This window comes from Nitrospirillum karajorum, assembly GCF_036348415.1.
GTDB classification, from domain to species: domain Bacteria; phylum Pseudomonadota; class Alphaproteobacteria; order Azospirillales; family Azospirillaceae; genus Nitrospirillum; species Nitrospirillum amazonense_B.
Map to the genome: position 1 here is coordinate 1692501 of NZ_JAZBQB010000003.1, position 15328 is coordinate 1707828.

Consider the following 15328-nt stretch of genomic DNA (forward strand, 5'->3'; position numbering starts at 1 on the left):
TACAGCGGCACGAGTCACTATCTCGTGCCGCTGGCGTTTATCCCCGTGGCTAACCGGAGCTTCCCTCGCATGCATTTGACTTTGCCCGTCCTGGACCTTCCCGTGCTGGACTCCGTGGACCAGAAGACCCAGGCCCTCCTGGTCAGCCTTAATGCCCTGATCCCCTGGGTCGTGACCAATGGCGTCAACCTGCTGGCCGCCATCCTGATCCTGCTCATCGGGCTGTGGCTGTCCGGCAAGGCCAGCCGCATCGTCTCCACCGTCCTGGCCCGCACCCCGCAATTCGACGCCATGCTGCGGGGCTTCTTCGCCAGCTTGGCGCGCTACGCCGTGCTGACCCTGACCGTGCTGGCGGTGCTGGCCCAGTTCGGCATCCAGACCGCCAGCCTGGTCGCCGTCATCGGCGCCGCCGGCCTGGCCATCGGCTTGGCCCTACAGGGCACCTTGTCCAGCCTGGCGGCCGGCGTCATGCTGCTGATCTTCCGGCCCTTCAAGATCGGCGACAAGGTGCAGGTGGGCGGTGCCACCGGCACGGTTCGCGACCTGTCGCTGTTCTGGACCGAGCTGATCTCCGACGACCAAATCCAGATCATCATTCCCAACAACAGCGTCTGGGGGCAGGCGCTGCGCAACATGAGCGTCCACCCAACCCCGGCCCATGCCGGCGAGCTGCGCTTCCGCATTCCGGAGACCAGCGATCTGGAAGGGGTTGCTGAGGCGGTGGGCCGCATCGTGGCCGCCGATCCCCGCATCCTGCCCGGCCCCACCGTGCTGTTCGACCGTTCCGGTGATGCGCGGGCCTTGGACGTGGTCGTGGGCTTCTCCACCACCGAGGACATTGTGCCCGCCGTGAAGAGCGATCTGATCCGCGCCATCCATGCGATCGAACTGCCAGCGGCGACGCCCCAGGGCGAGGCGTTCCAGAGCGAAACGCCCCAGAGCGGGGCGCCCGTGGCCTGAGGCCGTCTCAGGGGCCCAAGGCTGTACGGCCCCGGCGTCGCGCCGGCAATGACGCAAGTCACCCATGGCCTTCTCGGGCCGCATGGCGGGTGAGCGACTGACACCGTTGTCTATTATCTCGCAGGTGCCATATTGGTGTTCGCAGTTGCAGCAAATGCTGCCCGCCCTATCCAATAGAGGTTCATCATGTCGCGCTCCATCGCCGCCCATTCCATCCTGTTTTCCGCCGTCGTCGCCGGTGCCGTGGGCCTGGCGACCGTGGCCCGGTCTGAGACCCTGACCGCCGACACGGCCCTGAAGGCCAAGTTCGACGCCGTTGACGTCAACCTCTACTACCATCCGACCAAGGCCGGTTATCAGGTGGTGGTCACCGCCGGCACCCAGGACCCGGCCAGCACGGTCCGCTTCGTCTCCACCCTGGCGCCCGAGCAGGAAGCGGTGGTTTCCGTGCCCCGGGGGGCCGGCCAGCAGGCCCTGGAACTGCACCTGCGCCGCGTCGGCGACCAGCTGGAACTGGTGCGCCCGGTTTCCTGAACCGTCCAGCGGTGAAAGGGCCCGCCGGTGACATGAGCCGGTGGGAAGAGAGGCATCTGTGATGATGTTCTCTCTCTGTTCATGATGATTCTGCTAAGATACCGGGGCTATGACCAGCCCCGGCATCCGCAAGATCATCCACGTCGACATGGACGCCTTCTACGCGTCCGTGGAGCAGCGCGACAATCCGCAGCTGCGCGGGCGTCCCGTGGCCGTGGGCTATGGCGCCAAGCGTGGCGTGGTCGCGGCGGCCAGCTATGAGGCGCGGGAGTATGGCGTGCGCAGCGCGATGCCCTCCACCACCGCCCTGCGCAAATGCCCACCCCTGATCTTCGTGCCGCCCCGGTTCGAGGTGTACCGCGCCATCTCCCGCCAGATCCGCGAGATTTTCGCCGATTACACCGACCTGATCGAGCCGCTGTCGCTGGACGAGGCCTATCTGGACGTGACCGAGAACCGCCGGGGCCTGCCCACGGCGACGGCCACCGCCACGGAAATCCGCGCCCGCATCAAGGCCGAGACGGGACTGAACGCCTCCGCCGGCGTCTCCTACAACAAGTTCCTGGCCAAGCTGGCCTCCGACCACCGCAAGCCCAACGGTCAGTTCGTCGTGCCGCCGGGATATGGCGAGGCGTTTGTCGAGACCCTGCCGGTGGGCAGGTTCCACGGCGTGGGCCCGGTGACGGCGGAAAAGATGAACAGCCTGGGCATCCACACCGGTGCCGACCTGCGGCGGCAGACCGTCAGCTTTCTGCAAACCCACTTCGGCAAATCCGGCCCCTGGTATCACGCCATCGCCCATGGCGAGGACCACCGTCCCGTGGTGTCCGACCGCCCGCGCAAATCCTCCGGTTCGGAAACCACCTTCCTGGAGGATTTGACGGAGCCGGCGGCCGTGGAGCAAGGCGTGCTGTCCATGGCGGATGAGGTGTGGGCCTGGTGCGAGAAGGCCCAGGCCTTCGGCCGCACCGTCACGGTGAAGATCAAGTACGGCGACTTCCGCCAGGCCACCCGCAGCCGCACCCTGGCCGCCCCCGTGGTGTCGCAGGAGACGTTGCGCACCATCAGTGTCGACCTGGTGCGCACCGTCTATCCCCTGCCCACCGGCGTGCGCCTGCTGGGCGTCACGGTGTCCAGTTTCGAGGCGGCGGGACCCCCTGCGCAGTTGGAGTTCGGGTTCTGATCCCCGCGCCCCACCTGCGCCGGGCTGGGGTTTATACCAAGTAGCGATGATCCTGACCTATGGCCAGGCTCATCGCCCTCAGTCGCCGGCGCCGCCATCCGGCGGCTTGGCTTCCGCGCCTTACGGCGCGCGGCGGCAGTCGCCACCGTTACCAAGGAGCGATGAATGGGAATCATCGCTCCTTGGTATTAACCGGCCAAGGCGGCGACCGCGTCGCCGATGACCTTGGCCACCGCCTCCGGCATCGACAGCAGGGACAAGTGGCTGGCCTTCAGCTCCGTGGTTTTCGCCTTCATCCGCACGGCCAGCGTGCGCTGCAGCTCGACGCTGACGATACGGTCCTCGCTGGAGACGATGTACCAGGTGGGGCGGCTGGACCAGGCGGCCTGGGTGATGGTGTCGGTGAAGGTGCGGGCCGCCAGCGGCGGCTGTAGCACGGCCAGCAGCCGCGCCTCCTCCTCCGGCAGGTCCTGGCCCACGTCCTGCACCCAGCCGTCGACGCTCAAGGTCAGGAAGCCGGTGCCGTCATCAATGATCTTGCCCAGGGCCGGCGGGGCGGCATGCGCGCCGACCAGGTCGCCGGTGCTCTGGCCCACCCCCGGGGCGAAGGCGGCGACATAGACCAGCGCCTTCACCTTCGGGTCGTTGCCGGCTTCGGTGATCACCGTGCCGCCCCAGCTGTGCCCAACCAGTACGACGGGGCCGGGAATGGTGTTCAGCACCCGCCGCGTCGCGGCCACGTCGTCGGCGAGGGAGGTGGTGGGGTTCTGGACGGCCACGACGGGCAGGCCAGCCTTCAGCAGCAGGCGGATGACAGGCTGCCAGCTTGAGCCGTCGGCCCAGGCGCCATGCACCAGTACGACGGTGGGGGCGGTGGAGGAGGGGGGGATTTCCATGGGCGTCAACTCCGGATCAGGGGCACCGCGTGGTGCGGTCACCCCATCTCTAGGCAGGGGAGCGATCCCGGTATTGTCGAATCCTCAAGGCGTTGGTGTTTTCGTTTCCCAATTTCGCGGGCGCAGGCTCCGTGCCGGATTATTACGCTGCTGACACTAATGAAGTGTCGACTGTGGCAATTCCCCTCAAATGCCGATTGAACGACTCTCTGGTCGACGGCCCGGGAATGGACCCGGGCGCGAAGTCGGGAACCAGATCATGAAGCTCCACCATCATCCCCTGTCGGGTCATGCGCACCGGGCGCGCCTGTTCCTGTCGCTGCTCGGACAACCGCACGACCTGGTCGAGGTCGACCTGATGTCGGGTGCGCACAAGAAGCCGGAATTCCTGGCGCTCAATCCCTTCGGCCAAGTGCCGGTGCTGGAGGACGAAGGCACCGTCATCTCCGATTCCAACGCCATCCTGGTCTATCTCGCCCGCAAGTTGGGCCGTACCGATTGGCTGCCGGAGGATGCCCAAGGGGCCGCCGCCGTCCAGCGCTGGCTGTCGGTCGCGGCGGGAGAGGTGGCTTACGGCCCGGCGGCGGCCCGCCTGGTCACCCTCTTCGGCTCCAAGCACAATGCGGAGGAGGTCATAGGCCGGGCGCACGTCCTGCTGAGGACGCTGGAGGCCTGGCTGGCCACCCGTGATTGGCTGGCGGCCGACCATCCCACCATCGCCGACGTGGCGCTGTACAGCTACGTGGCCCGCGCGCCGGAGGGCAATGTCGACCTGTCGCCCTATCCCCGCGTCACCGCCTTTCTGCGCCGCATCGAGGCGCTGCCGGGCTTCGTTCCCTTCGCCGAGTCGGCGGTGGGGCTGTCGGCGGTGAAGTGATGGGAGCCAACTGACAGATATGGCGCCGGTGCGTTGTTTGGCGCACCGGCTTGGGATGAAGGGGAGGCGGCCATGGCTGACACGGCGACTGACAGGGCATCTGACGGGGCGTTGACCAAGCTGGCGGTCTGGCATGCCGGCGAGCGCGCGATCCAGAAACGGGTCGGCGTGGCGGAGAGGATGGCGGCGGTGGGGCAGCGGGTGATCCGTGACCACATGCCCGACCAGCACCGCGCCTTCTACGCCCAGATTCCCTTCATCGTGGCGGGCAGTGTCGACCCTCGCGGCGACGCCTGGGCCACCCTGCTGGCCGGTCGGCCCGGCTTCATCGCCGCGCCGACGCCCCGGACGCTGGAGATCGACGCGCGGCCCGACCCAACTGACCCGGCGGCCGGGGGTATGCGGGACGGGGAGGCCATCGGCCTGCTGGGCATCGAGCTGCACACCCGGCGCCGCAACCGGGTGAACGGCATCCTGCGCTCCGGTCCCGGCCCTTTCCATTTCCAGGTCGACCAGAGCTTCGGCAACTGCCCGCAATACATCCAACTGCGCGACGTCCGTTTCGTGCGCGACCCCGCCGATTTGTTCACGGGCCCCGTGCTGGAAAGCGCGGAGCTGGATGCGGAGGCGCGGCGCATGATCGCGGCGGCGGATACCTTCTTCGTCGCCTCTTACGCCGAGCGGGAGGACCGCCGCCAGGTCGACGTCTCCCATCGTGGCGGCAAGGCGGGCTTCGTCCGTGTGGCCGAGGATGGCACGCTGACCATTCCGGACTTCGCCGGCAATTTGTTCTTCGCCACGCTGGGCAACATCCTGGAGAACGGCAAGGCCGGGCTGGTGTTCATCGACTTTGAAACCGGCGACATGCTGCAATTGACCGGCGACGCCCAGATCATCCTGGACAGCCCCGAGGTCGCGGCCTTCCAGGGGGCGGAGCGTCTGTGGACCTTCCGCGCCCGGCGGGTGGTGCGGCGGCCCGGCGCTTTCCCGCTGCGCTGGGATTTCCAGGAGGATGGCTGGTCGCCCAATTCGCTGATGACCGGCGACTGGGTCCAGGCCGCTGACCGCTTGCGCGCGGCGGACCTGGCCACGCGCTGGCGCCCGTTCAAGGTGACCCGCATCGTGGAGGAAAGCGCCAGCATCCGGTCCTTTTACCTGATGCCGGACGATGGCGCCGGCCTGATCCCGCATGTGGCGGGGCAGCACCTGCCCATCCGGCTGAGCCTGCCGGGGGCGGACAAGCCGGCGATCCGCACCTACACCTTGTCGGTGGCGCCGTCCGATGCCGTCTATCGCATCAGCGTGAAGCGCGACGGCCTGGTTTCCAGCCACCTGCATGACCATGTCCATGTGGGTGACATCATCGAGGCGCGGTCCCCCGCCGGGGCCTTCACCATCGACGCCCGGCAGAAGCGGCCCGCCGTGCTGCTGGCCGGCGGCGTGGGCGTCACGCCGATGTTGGCCATGCTGCGCCATGTGGTTTACGAGGGCCTGCGGACGCGGGGCATCCGGCCGACGATCCTGTTCCAGGCCGCCCGGTCCAAGGCCGACCGGCCCTTCGACGCCGAACTGGCGGAACTGGTGGCGGCGGCCCAGGGGGCGGTGCGCGTCGTTCGTGTGCTGAGCGACACGGGCGACGCGGAGGAGGGCGTGGACTATGACGCCGACGGCCGCATCGACATGGCCCTGCTGGGCCGCTTCCTGCCCTTTAATGACTATGACTTCTACCTGTGCGGCCCCGGTCCCTTCATGCAGGCGCTGTATGACGGCCTGCGCGGCCTCAACGTCGCCGACGCGCGCATCCATGCCGAGGCGTTCGGCCCGTCCGCCCTGGTGAGGACGGCGCCGGTCACCGCCCCCGTTCCGCCGCGCGCGCCGCCGGCGACCGCGCCGGTGCCGGTGGTCTTCACCCAGTCGGTGAAGGAGGCCCGTTGGACACCGGGGTCGGGAACCCTGCTGGAGCTGGCGGAGGCGCGCGGCCTCAGCCCCGCGTTCAGCTGCCGCTCTGGAACCTGCGGCAGTTGCCGGACCAAGGTGCTGTCGGGGGCCGTGAGTTATGTGACGGAGCCCACGGCGCCGGTGGCGGCGGGTGAAGCGCTGATCTGCTGTTCCGTTCCGGCCGCGCCGGCCGACGGCGCCGGCCCGCTTGAGCTGGCGCTCTGACACGCACTTGGAGAATCACAGGGCTTTTCCTGCCGATGCCGGATGTCTCTAATGGAGCTGGCTTTGGTTCAGTTGATGGGTGGGGGACGAGGGCTATGGATCGCTGGCAGGCCATGCGCATCTTCGTGAGGGTGGCGGAGTTGGAGAGCTTCGCCGCCGCCGCGCGCACCCTGCATCTCAGCGCCCCGGCGGTGACCCGTACCGTGGCGGCGCTGGAGGAAGCCATCGGCACCCGGCTGTTCGTCCGCACCACGCGGTCGGTCAAGCTGACGGAGGCGGGTGGCCGCTATCTGGACGATTGCCGGCGCATCCTGGCGGACATCGTGGAGGCGGAGGCCGCCGCCGCCGGGTCCTACGCCACGCCCTCCGGATCACTGACCGTCACGGCCTCCCTGCTGTTCGGGCAGATGTACGTGCTGCCCATCGTGACGGAATACCTGGATGCCTATCCCGCCATGACGGCGCGGACCTTCTTCGTCGATCGCCCCGTCAACATCGTGGAGGAGGGCATAGACGTGGCCGTCCGCATCGGCCGATTGCCGGATTCCGGCTTCACCGCCATCCGGGTGGGGTCGATCCGCCGCGTGATCTGCGGGGCGCCCGCTTACTTCGAGAAGCACGGCGTGCCCCTGACGCCGGCCGACCTGAAGGACCACCGCATCGCCGCCTCCACCAGCGCCTGGGCGTCGCCCGAATGGCGCTTCGCCGGGGACCAGCGCGTCGTCCTGCATCCCGCCCTGTCCTGCAACACCAACGAGGCGGTGATCGCCGCCGCCGCCGCGGGCTGGGGCCTGACGCGGGTGCTGCACTATCAGGTGGGGCCGGCGCTACGGGAAGGCCGGCTCCGCATCGTGCTGGAGGAGCATGAGGAGCCGCCGCTGCCCATCCATGTGCTGCATCCCGAGGGGCGGCACGCGCCGGCCAAGGTCCGCGCCTTCATCGACTTGGCGGTGGACCGCCTGCGCGGCAATCGCCTGTTGAACTGATCCAACGCCTCAAAGGCCGCCGCGCCGCCGCAGTTCATCGCGCTTGGCCGCCACCTCGGCGCGGGCGCGCTGCACCGCCTCCATCTCGGTCGCCGCCAGCAGCCCTTCGATGACCCGGCCCAGATGGTCGCGCATCGCGGCGCGGGCGGCCTGGCCGTCGCGGGCGGCCAGGCTGTGCAGGATGCGCTGGTGCTCCTCCACCCTGGGCTGGTCGCCGACCGTGCGGGCGCGTTCCAGCATGGCCATGCACAGCGGCGACTGGTAGCGCATGTCCCACAGCTGCTCGACCACCCCGACCAGCGCGGTGTTGCGGGTGGCGCGGGCGATGGCCAGGTGGAAGCGGCGGTCGGCCTGTTCCCCCACCGCGTTGCGCGCGTTCTCCTCCCCAATCTCGGCCACCAGGGCGGCAAGTTCCGTCAGCTCCTGGTCCGTGATGGTGGCGGCCGCCAGGGCGGCCACCTCGCCCTCCACCAGGCGCCGCGCCTCGGTCAGTTCGAAGGCGCCGATATCCAGTTCCGCCGCCGCCTCGCTGGCCAGCGCCTGTTCCGTGACATAGATGCCGGAGCCGTGCCGCGCCTCCACCAGGCCCAGGATTTCCAGGGCGATCATGGCCTCGCGCACCGTGGGGCGGCTGACATCGAAGGTTTCCGCCAGGTCGCGTTCCGAGGGCAGGCGCTGGCCGGGGGCGTGGACGCCCTGGCGGATATCGGCGGCGATGGCATCGGCGACCTGGCGGTACAGCCGCGGGCCGTTGGCGGGAAGGGGCAGCATGGGGGGGCTCTGACCAGATGTAGGACGGCGGATGCCAGGATAGGGCAGTGGGCGACCCCGGCGCCAGTCCAATTTCGCCACATTGACAGGCCTCTTTTCCTATGAAAGACATAATTGGTAAGGCCAATTTATCGGTGAAGGTTGCCCCGATGTTGAAGATCAAGGACGCCCGGGTGGTGGTCACCTGCCCAGGCCGGAATTTCGTGACGCTGCGCATCGAGACGGCGGACGGTCTCTATGGCCTGGGTGACGCCACCTTGAACGGGCGGGAACTGGCGGTGGCCAGCTATCTGACCGACCATGTCATCCCCTGCCTGATCGGCCGGGATGCCCACCAGATCGAGGACATCTGGCAGTATCTCTACAAGGGGGCCTACTGGCGCCGCGGCCCCGTGACCATGTCCGCCATCGCCGCAGTGGACATGGCGCTGTGGGACATCAAGGCCAAGGCGGCCAACATGCCCCTGTACCAGTTGCTGGGCGGCGCCTGCCGCACCGGCGTCATGGTCTATGGCCACGCCAACGGGCAGACCGTCGAGGAGACGGTGGAGGAGGCGCTGAAATACCGGGCCATGGGCTACAAGGCCATCCGCCTGCAATCCGGGGTGCCCGGCCTGCCGTCCACCTACGGCGTGTCGAAGGACAAGATGTTCTATGAGCCGGCGGACGGGTCGCTGCCGACCGAGAACGTTTGGTCCACCGCCAAGTACCTGCGCGCCGTGCCGCAATTGTTCGAGGCGGCGCGCCTGGCGCTGGGTGAGGACGTGCATTTGCTGCATGACGTGCATCACCGCCTGACGCCCATCGAGGCGGCGCGCCTGGGCAAGAGCCTGGAACCCTATCGCTTGTTCTGGATGGAGGACCCGACGCCAGCGGAAAACCAGGAGGCTTTCCGCCTCATCCGCCAGCACACGACCACGCCCCTGGCGGTGGGGGAGGTGTTCAACAGCATCTGGGACGCCAAGGATCTGATCCAGAACCAGTTGATCGACTATATCCGCGCCACGGTGGTGCATGCCGGTGGCATTACCCACCTGCGCCGCATCGCCAACCTCGCCGACCTGTACCAGATCCGCACCGGCTGCCACGGCGCCACCGACTTGTCGCCGGTGACCATGGCGGCGGCCCTGCATGTCGGCCTGTCCATCCCCAACTTCGGCATCCAGGAATACATGCGCCACACGGTGGAGACGGATGCCGTCTTCCCCCACGCCTACACCTTCCAGGACGGCTCCCTGCACCCGGGTGACACCCCGGGCCTGGGCGTCGACTTGGATGAGGCACTGGCCGCGAAATACCCCTACAGCCGCGCTTTCCTGCCGGTGAACCGGCTGGAGGACGGCACCCTGCACAGCTGGTAAGGTCCTGGCGCCCTTTCCTTCGCCCCCCGGCGTCCTATCCTTTTAGCGGCATATCGGCGGGCGGGGCGCGGGGCGAGGTCATCTGGTATGACCACTTGGCCGGCACCGGCGCCCATTGTTAAGATGCCTGAGGAAGCACCCATGTCGTCTCGTATCCACCGCCTGAACGCCACGCGCCTTCGCCGTATCCCGGCGGCCGCCGCCATCGCCGTGGGGGTGGTGAGCGGGTCGGCAAGCGGGGCCTGGGCGGGGGACCGGGCCGACTTGCCGCTGGGCGCCGGGTGGCGGTTTCACCAGGGTGACGTCGCCCCGGGAAAGCAGGGGGGCCCTGAGGCGCCCGCCTTCAACGACAGGGGCTGGGCCAGCGTTTCGCTGCCCCATACCTGGAACCATCTCGGGGGGACCGCGCAGCGCACGGCCGACTACAACGCCACCCGGGGGGCGGGCTGGTACCGCCTGCGCTTCACCCCGCCGGCCAGTTACGCCGGCCGCAAGGTCTGGCTGCAGTTCGACGGCGCCAGCATCAATGCCGAGGTCTGGCTGAACGGCGTGAAGCTGGGCGTCCACCAGGGCGCCTTCGGCCGCTTCCGCTTCGACGCCACGGCGGCGCTGAAGATGGGCAAGCCCAACGTCCTGGCCGTCCGCACGGATAATTCCAGCCCGTCGGCGGCAGGGTCGCCCACGGCGGAGGTCATTCCCATGTCGGGTGACTTCTTCCTGTTCGGCGGCCTCTATCGCGCGGTGTCTTTGATCGCCACCGACCCCGTGCACATCGACATGATGGATTCCGGCGGGCCGGGGGTCTACGCCCACACCGCGTCCCTCGACGGGGCCGCCGGCATCGAGGTGGACAGCCGGGTGACGAACGACGGCGCCAAGACGCAGCCGGTGGTGGTGAAGACCGCCATCGTCGATGCCGTCGGGGCCACCGTGGCCAGCGACAGCCAACCGCTGACCGTGGCGCCCGGCGCGGTGGCGGAACCGCAGCAGACCCTGACCGTGCCCAACCCGCATCTGTGGGACGGTCGCAGCGACCCCTACCTGTATCAGGTGGTGACGCGGGTGGAGACGGCGCAGGGCCAGCTGTTGGACCAGGTGACCCAGCCCCTGGGCATCCGCAGCTTCCGCTTCGACCCGGACCAGGGCTTTTTCCTGAACGGCAAGCATGTGGCGCTGCACGGCGTTTCGCGCCATCAGGACCGGCCGGGCAAGGGCTGGGCCATCAGCCCGGCCGACCAGGCGCAGGACATGGACATCATGCTGGACCTGGGCATCAACACCCTGCGGCTGGCCCACTACCAGCACGACCAGGCCATTTACGACCTGGCGGACAAGGATGGCGTGGTCGTCTGGGCGGAAATCCCGCTGGTGAACCGCACCGCGCCGGAAACGCCGGAGGGGGACAAGGGCGTGACGTCGCCCGGGTTCGCCGCCAACGCCGAGAGCCAGCTGCGTGAGCTGATCAAGCAGAACTACAACCACCCCAGCGTCGTCACCTGGTCCATCGGCAACGAGGTGAACCTCATGGCCGCCGCCGGCCATGGCGTCAGCAACGCCCGGCCGCTGCTGACGCGCCTGAACCAGGCGGCGTATGAGCTGGACCACACCCGCCCCACCACCATGGCCGACTGTTGCGAGCCCTGGCCCGACCAGCCCAAGCCGGGTGTGGACGGGGTGGCGGAGATCACCGACCTGCTGGGCTACAACCGCTACCAGGGCTGGTACTACGACAAGGCGGAGGATCTGGGCCCGGTGCTGGACCGGCTGCACGCCCTGCACCCCCGTCTGCCGCTGGCCGTCAGCGAGTACGGCGCCGGCGGCGCCCTGTCGCAGCACACCGACCAGGTGCAGGCCGGTGCCAGCCAAGGGGGCGTCGTCTATCCCAAAGGCCATTTCCATCCCGAGGAACTGGAAAGCCGCTTGCATGAGATTCTGGTGGGCGCAGCTGAAGGCGCGCCCCTACCTCTGGGGCACCTTCATCTGGACCATGTTCGACTTCGCCAGCGACAGCCGGACGGAGGGCGATATGATCGACACCAACGACAAGGGCCTGGTCTCCTACGACCGTACCGTCAAGAAGGACGTGTTCTTCTTCTATAAGGCGGATTGGAGCGACCAGCCGGTGCTGCACCTGAACGGCCGCCGTTATGTCGACCGCGTCTATCCCGTGACCGACGTCGAGGCCTACAGCAACGCGGCGTTCGCGCGCCTCAGCTTGAACGGTCGCGACCTTGGATTGGCGGCCTGCCCCGACCACGTTTGCCGCTGGCCGGCCGTTCACCTGGACGCCGGTGACAACGTCTTGACCGCCACGGCCGAGATCAAGGGCCAGCCGGTGAGCGACAGCATCACCTGGCGCTTCGCCGGCAAGCCGGACGAAATCCATATCCGGGCCGGTGCGTCAGCCGGCCTGACCAGTGCCGCCGGCACGCGCTATGGCTCCGACGCCTTCGCCACCGGGGGGAGCCGCACGACCGCAACCCGGCGCCGGAGCAGGGAAGGCCGGACAAGACCATTCCCCCCGTTACCGGCACGCCCGATCCAAAATTGTATGAAACCTACCGGGCGGGCGCGTTCGGTTACCGCGTCCCGGTGCCGGCCGGGCGCTATCAGGTCACGCTGCGCTTTGCCGAGCCGATGCTGGCGGCGGGCGGGCGCGCGTTCGACGTGGCCGCCAACGGCCATGTCGTGCTGCAGCGTCTGGATGTGGCGGCGGAGGCTGGTGGCCCCCTGGCGGCGCTGGACCGAGCCGTGACGGTCGAGGTGAGGGGCGATGAGGGCTTGGCCCTGGACTTCCGCCCCGTCAGCGGCCCGGCGCTGGTGTCCGCCATCGACGTGGTACCGGCGCGGTGAGTGGGATGGAGCCGCCCAGGCCCCGCCGGCGGCGGGCGGTGGCCGGCGACGGCCGGCTGGCCGTGGCTTCGGCCGTTCCAGAGGCCGGCGTCCCGGATATTCCCGCCTGGACCCTGACCAGGGCGCCCACCATCAATGATGTGGCGCGCCTGGCCAAGGTGTCGAAGAAGACGGTGTCGCGGGTCATCAACCAATCACCCCATGTCCACGACGCCACTCGGGCGGTGGTGGACGCGGTGGTGGCCCGCATCGGCTATGTGCCCAGCCCCCAGGCACGGGGGCTGGCCATCAACCGATCCTTCCTGCTGGGCCTGATCTACGACAACCCCAACGCCCAATACATCGTGAACGTCCAGGGCGGCATCCTGGAAGCCTGCCACCGCGAGGGGTTCGAGCTGGTGGTCCATCCCTGCCGCCAGGTGGCGCCCGGCTTCCTGGCGGAGGTGAAGACCTTCGTGCAGCGGCAGAACCTGGACGGCGTCATCCTGGTGCCGCCCTTGTCGGAGGATGCGGCCCTGGTGGCCCTGCTGCGGGCCATCGGCTGCCGTTACATGCGCCTGATGTCCGTGCCCCTGGATGAGCCAGAGGCCATGGTGCTGCACACCGACCGCACCGGCGCGGCGGAGGTGGGCGCCCACCTGGCGCACCTGGGCCACACCAAGGTGGCGCTGATCACCGGACCGCAGGGCTATCGTTCCACCCACGAACGGCGCGAGGGATTCGTCGGCGCGCTGGCCCAGCACGGCGTGACCGTGCCCGACTCCTGGATCGTGGAGGGCCTCTACACCTTCGAGACGGGAGAGGCGCGGGGGGTGGAACTGCTGGCGGGCCCTGACCGGCCCACCGCCATCTTCGCCAGCAACGATGAAATGGCGGCCGGCGTCTACAAGGCGGCCTACCGCCTGGGCATCAGCATCCCGCGCGACCTGACGGTGGTGGGCTTCGACGACACGCCCTTGGCGTCGCGCATGTGCCCGGCCCTGTCCACCGTGCGCCTGCCCATCCACGACATGGGCCGCCTGGCGGCGGAGCGCCTGATCGGCCGCATCAACGCGGGCGGGGAGGGCGGCGCCAAGGCTAAGCTGTCCCAGCCCCTCACCGTGACGCCCCGGCTGGTGGTGCGCGAGTCCTCGGCCAGCCCGCTCTAAAAGTCGGCGCCCGGCAGGTTCACCGGCAAGCCGGCTGTGTCGCTCAGGGTGACTCGCAGGGCGCCGGACAGGGACGGGGCGGCCAGCGCCACCTCCGGCTGGCCGTCGGCGCGGGCTGCGGCCAGGGCGGCCTGATTGAAACGGCGCACGCTGTCGCTGGCGGGGTCCACCTGGGCGCCGCTCACGATGGGGCGAGCATATTCCGCGCCGACCAGGACCTGCAGCGCCTGGATCTGGTCGGCGGCGGTCCACTCGTTCAGCGGCGGCACGCCCACCAGATCGTCGAAGGTGGTGGCGCCGGCCGCCAGGCGATCCAGCAGCGGCCCGAAGATACCTTCGTGCAGGGCCACGTCGCCGAAAGACCGCGGCACCACCAGGGGACACTCCGTCCGCCGGCGGGCCAGGGCATAGCGCGTCTCACGGTGGGCGGCGACCAGGGCGTTCAGGCTCAGGGGTGCCAGGTCGCAGGCGTAGATGTCGCGGCGGAACTGGCGGTTCAGCGCCATGTCGCGCACCCCCTCACGCAGCAGGGCCGTGGGCATGGCCGCCATCAGGGCGCGCGGCTTCTCCGGCACGGCCAGCAGGGGCACGTTGTCCGCCGCGGTGCCAGACCCGATGAATCCGGCGCCATGGTTGGCCATGAAGGTCGCCATCTCCTTGTGATAGAAGACGCGCCAGTATTCATTCAGGTACTCATGCACCACATAGCCGGCGTCCAGGGTCTCGATGGACTGCAACTGCTGTTCGATCGCCGGGTTGGATTCGAAGTAGAGCGCGCCCGTGTCCGCCATCTGCCGCAGAAAGGCGCGGACCTTGTTCACCCGCTCCTCCACCGTGCCGGTGGTGACGGCATAGGCATCCACCATCAGGGCGCGGATGGGCATCTTCCCGGCCCAGCCCGGCTGGCAATTGTAGCTGGCGTAGACGATGCCGCCGGGCTTCAGCCGGCGGCGGATGACGGCGCCGATCTCCCGCCGCACCGTCTCGCTGACCCAGCTCATGATGCCGTGCATGACGATGAAGTCGCAGTCGGCGATGGGGCCGTTCTCCTCCGTCGCCAGGTCCTGGAAGCTGGCGGCGCTGAAACCTGCGTTGGCGATCCCGGCGGCGCGGCGCAGGTTCTCGGCGCTGCGGACGTGCACCGGGTTGAAGTCCACGCCCATGAAGTGGCCCTGCGGGAACAGGCTGGCGAACAGCAGGGGACTGTAGCCATGGCCGCAGCCCAGGTCCAGATAGCGGAAGGGCTGGTCCAGGCGGGGCGCCTGATAGCCGCACTGCAAGGCGGTGTAGGCGATCGAGGCCGGGTTCAGTTCCTGGTAATAGCGGCGCGGATAGGCGATGCCCGTCACATAGCGATGCACGTCGTCCTGCGCAGCGCCCTCGGGCGTGCCGCCGCCGGGGATGGCCTTGTTGCCGCTCATCGACCGTGGTCCTTCGCACTTCTGTTGGTTGTTGCGCAGACCTTGGCCCGGGGCGTCGCCGCTGTCGAGAGTAAAAGGCGTCCGTCATCTCAAAACGCGCCGACAACATGGCGGGCCAGCGGATTCGGCGTATCACGTCAAAGGGTAACAGAGCGCTTATAAACTGCGACCCTGT

At 68.6% G+C, this 15328-nt stretch carries 13 protein-coding genes; 10 read left to right on the forward strand and 3 right to left on the reverse strand.

Annotated features, from left to right (window positions below):
• The first annotated feature begins 69 nt into the window (after positions 1 to 69).
• The 3 genes from UCD39_RS21560 (at position 70) to dinB (ending at position 2677) form a co-directional block, all read left to right on the forward strand.
• A complete protein-coding gene (locus tag UCD39_RS21560; RefSeq protein ID WP_330497813.1) occupies positions 70 to 960 on the forward strand; it encodes a mechanosensitive ion channel family protein in 891 nt (296 codons plus the stop codon).
• A 186-nt stretch (positions 961 to 1146) separates the two neighbouring features.
• Positions 1147 to 1494 (forward strand): hypothetical protein, encoded by a 348-nt coding sequence (locus tag UCD39_RS21565; RefSeq protein ID WP_145736851.1) that lies wholly within the window; start codon positions 1147 to 1149, stop codon positions 1492 to 1494.
• 109 nt (positions 1495 to 1603) lie between these two features.
• Positions 1604 to 2677: a DNA polymerase IV gene (gene dinB / locus UCD39_RS21570; RefSeq protein ID WP_330497814.1), complete on the forward strand. Its 1074-nt coding sequence runs from the start codon at positions 1604 to 1606 to the stop codon at positions 2675 to 2677.
• A gap of 188 nt (positions 2678 to 2865) precedes the next feature.
• Here the strand turns inward: dinB and UCD39_RS21575 are convergent, their stop codons facing one another.
• Entirely contained in the window at positions 2866 to 3573 is a 708-nt protein-coding gene (locus tag UCD39_RS21575; protein ID WP_330497815.1) for an alpha/beta fold hydrolase, read from the reverse strand.
• Between the two features lie 259 nt (positions 3574 to 3832).
• On the opposite strand from UCD39_RS21575, the gene UCD39_RS21580 reads away from it, so the two are divergent.
• The 3 genes from UCD39_RS21580 to UCD39_RS21590 all read left to right on the forward strand — a co-directional run bounded on the left by UCD39_RS21580 (position 3833) and on the right by UCD39_RS21590 (position 7599).
• Positions 3833 to 4450: a glutathione S-transferase family protein gene (locus UCD39_RS21580; RefSeq protein WP_330497816.1), complete on the forward strand. Its 618-nt coding sequence runs from the start codon at positions 3833 to 3835 to the stop codon at positions 4448 to 4450.
• 72 nt (positions 4451 to 4522) lie between these two features.
• Positions 4523 to 6613: a 2Fe-2S iron-sulfur cluster-binding protein gene (locus UCD39_RS21585; RefSeq protein WP_330497817.1), complete on the forward strand. Its 2091-nt coding sequence runs from the start codon at positions 4523 to 4525 to the stop codon at positions 6611 to 6613.
• Between the two features lie 95 nt (positions 6614 to 6708).
• On the forward strand, positions 6709 to 7599 hold the full coding sequence (locus UCD39_RS21590; RefSeq protein ID WP_330497818.1) for a LysR family transcriptional regulator: 891 nt from the start codon (positions 6709 to 6711) through the stop codon (positions 7597 to 7599).
• A gap of 9 nt (positions 7600 to 7608) precedes the next feature.
• Here the strand turns inward: UCD39_RS21590 and UCD39_RS21595 are convergent, their stop codons facing one another.
• Positions 7609 to 8370: a FadR/GntR family transcriptional regulator gene (locus tag UCD39_RS21595; RefSeq protein WP_330497819.1), complete on the reverse strand. Its 762-nt coding sequence runs from the start codon at positions 8368 to 8370 to the stop codon at positions 7609 to 7611.
• Positions 8371 to 8519: 149 nt separating this feature from the next.
• Here UCD39_RS21595 and manD point away from each other — a divergent pair, with 149 nt between their 5' ends.
• From manD to UCD39_RS21615, 4 genes are all read left to right on the forward strand, one after another.
• A complete protein-coding gene (gene manD, locus UCD39_RS21600) occupies positions 8520 to 9731 on the forward strand; it encodes a D-mannonate dehydratase ManD (protein ID WP_330497820.1) in 1212 nt (403 codons plus the stop codon).
• A 141-nt stretch (positions 9732 to 9872) separates the two neighbouring features.
• Entirely contained in the window at positions 9873 to 11831 is a 1959-nt protein-coding gene (locus tag UCD39_RS21605) for a glycoside hydrolase family 2 protein (RefSeq protein ID WP_330497821.1), read from the forward strand.
• A gap of 414 nt (positions 11832 to 12245) precedes the next feature.
• A complete protein-coding gene (locus UCD39_RS21610) occupies positions 12246 to 12584 on the forward strand; it encodes a malectin domain-containing carbohydrate-binding protein (RefSeq protein ID WP_330498499.1) in 339 nt (112 codons plus the stop codon).
• A gap of 5 nt (positions 12585 to 12589) precedes the next feature.
• Positions 12590 to 13732, forward strand: a complete 1143-nt coding sequence (locus UCD39_RS21615; RefSeq protein ID WP_330497822.1) for a LacI family DNA-binding transcriptional regulator — start codon at positions 12590 to 12592, stop codon at positions 13730 to 13732.
• Here UCD39_RS21615 and UCD39_RS21620 read toward each other — a convergent pair.
• Positions 13729 to 15153: a class I SAM-dependent methyltransferase gene (locus tag UCD39_RS21620; protein ID WP_330497823.1), complete on the reverse strand. Its 1425-nt coding sequence runs from the start codon at positions 15151 to 15153 to the stop codon at positions 13729 to 13731. The genes UCD39_RS21615 and UCD39_RS21620 overlap by 4 nt on opposite strands.
• Between the last annotated feature and the right edge of the window lie 175 nt (positions 15154 to 15328).

Bases quoted from the DNA above. Each gene is read 5' to 3' on its own strand.
- UCD39_RS21620 (WP_330497823.1), bottom strand. From the start codon at position 15,153: ATGAGCGGCAACAAGGCCATCCCCGGCGGCGGCACGCCCGAGGGCGCT.
- UCD39_RS21605 (WP_330497821.1), top strand. From the start codon at position 9,873: ATGTCGTCTCGTATCCACCGCCTGAACGCCACGCGCCTTCGCCGTATC.
- UCD39_RS21615 (WP_330497822.1), top strand. From the start codon at position 12,590: ATGGAGCCGCCCAGGCCCCGCCGGCGGCGGGCGGTGGCCGGCGACGGC.
- UCD39_RS21565 (WP_145736851.1), top strand. From the start codon at position 1,147: ATGTCGCGCTCCATCGCCGCCCATTCCATCCTGTTTTCCGCCGTCGTC.
- UCD39_RS21585 (WP_330497817.1), top strand. From the start codon at position 4,523: ATGGCTGACACGGCGACTGACAGGGCATCTGACGGGGCGTTGACCAAG.
- UCD39_RS21590 (WP_330497818.1), top strand. From the start codon at position 6,709: ATGGATCGCTGGCAGGCCATGCGCATCTTCGTGAGGGTGGCGGAGTTG.
- UCD39_RS21580 (WP_330497816.1), top strand. From the start codon at position 3,833: ATGAAGCTCCACCATCATCCCCTGTCGGGTCATGCGCACCGGGCGCGC.
- UCD39_RS21575 (WP_330497815.1), bottom strand. From the start codon at position 3,573: ATGGAAATCCCCCCCTCCTCCACCGCCCCCACCGTCGTACTGGTGCAT.
- UCD39_RS21595 (WP_330497819.1), bottom strand. From the start codon at position 8,370: ATGCTGCCCCTTCCCGCCAACGGCCCGCGGCTGTACCGCCAGGTCGCC.
- manD (WP_330497820.1), top strand. From the start codon at position 8,520: ATGTTGAAGATCAAGGACGCCCGGGTGGTGGTCACCTGCCCAGGCCGG.
- dinB (WP_330497814.1), top strand. From the start codon at position 1,604: ATGACCAGCCCCGGCATCCGCAAGATCATCCACGTCGACATGGACGCC.
- UCD39_RS21560 (WP_330497813.1), top strand. From the start codon at position 70: ATGCATTTGACTTTGCCCGTCCTGGACCTTCCCGTGCTGGACTCCGTG.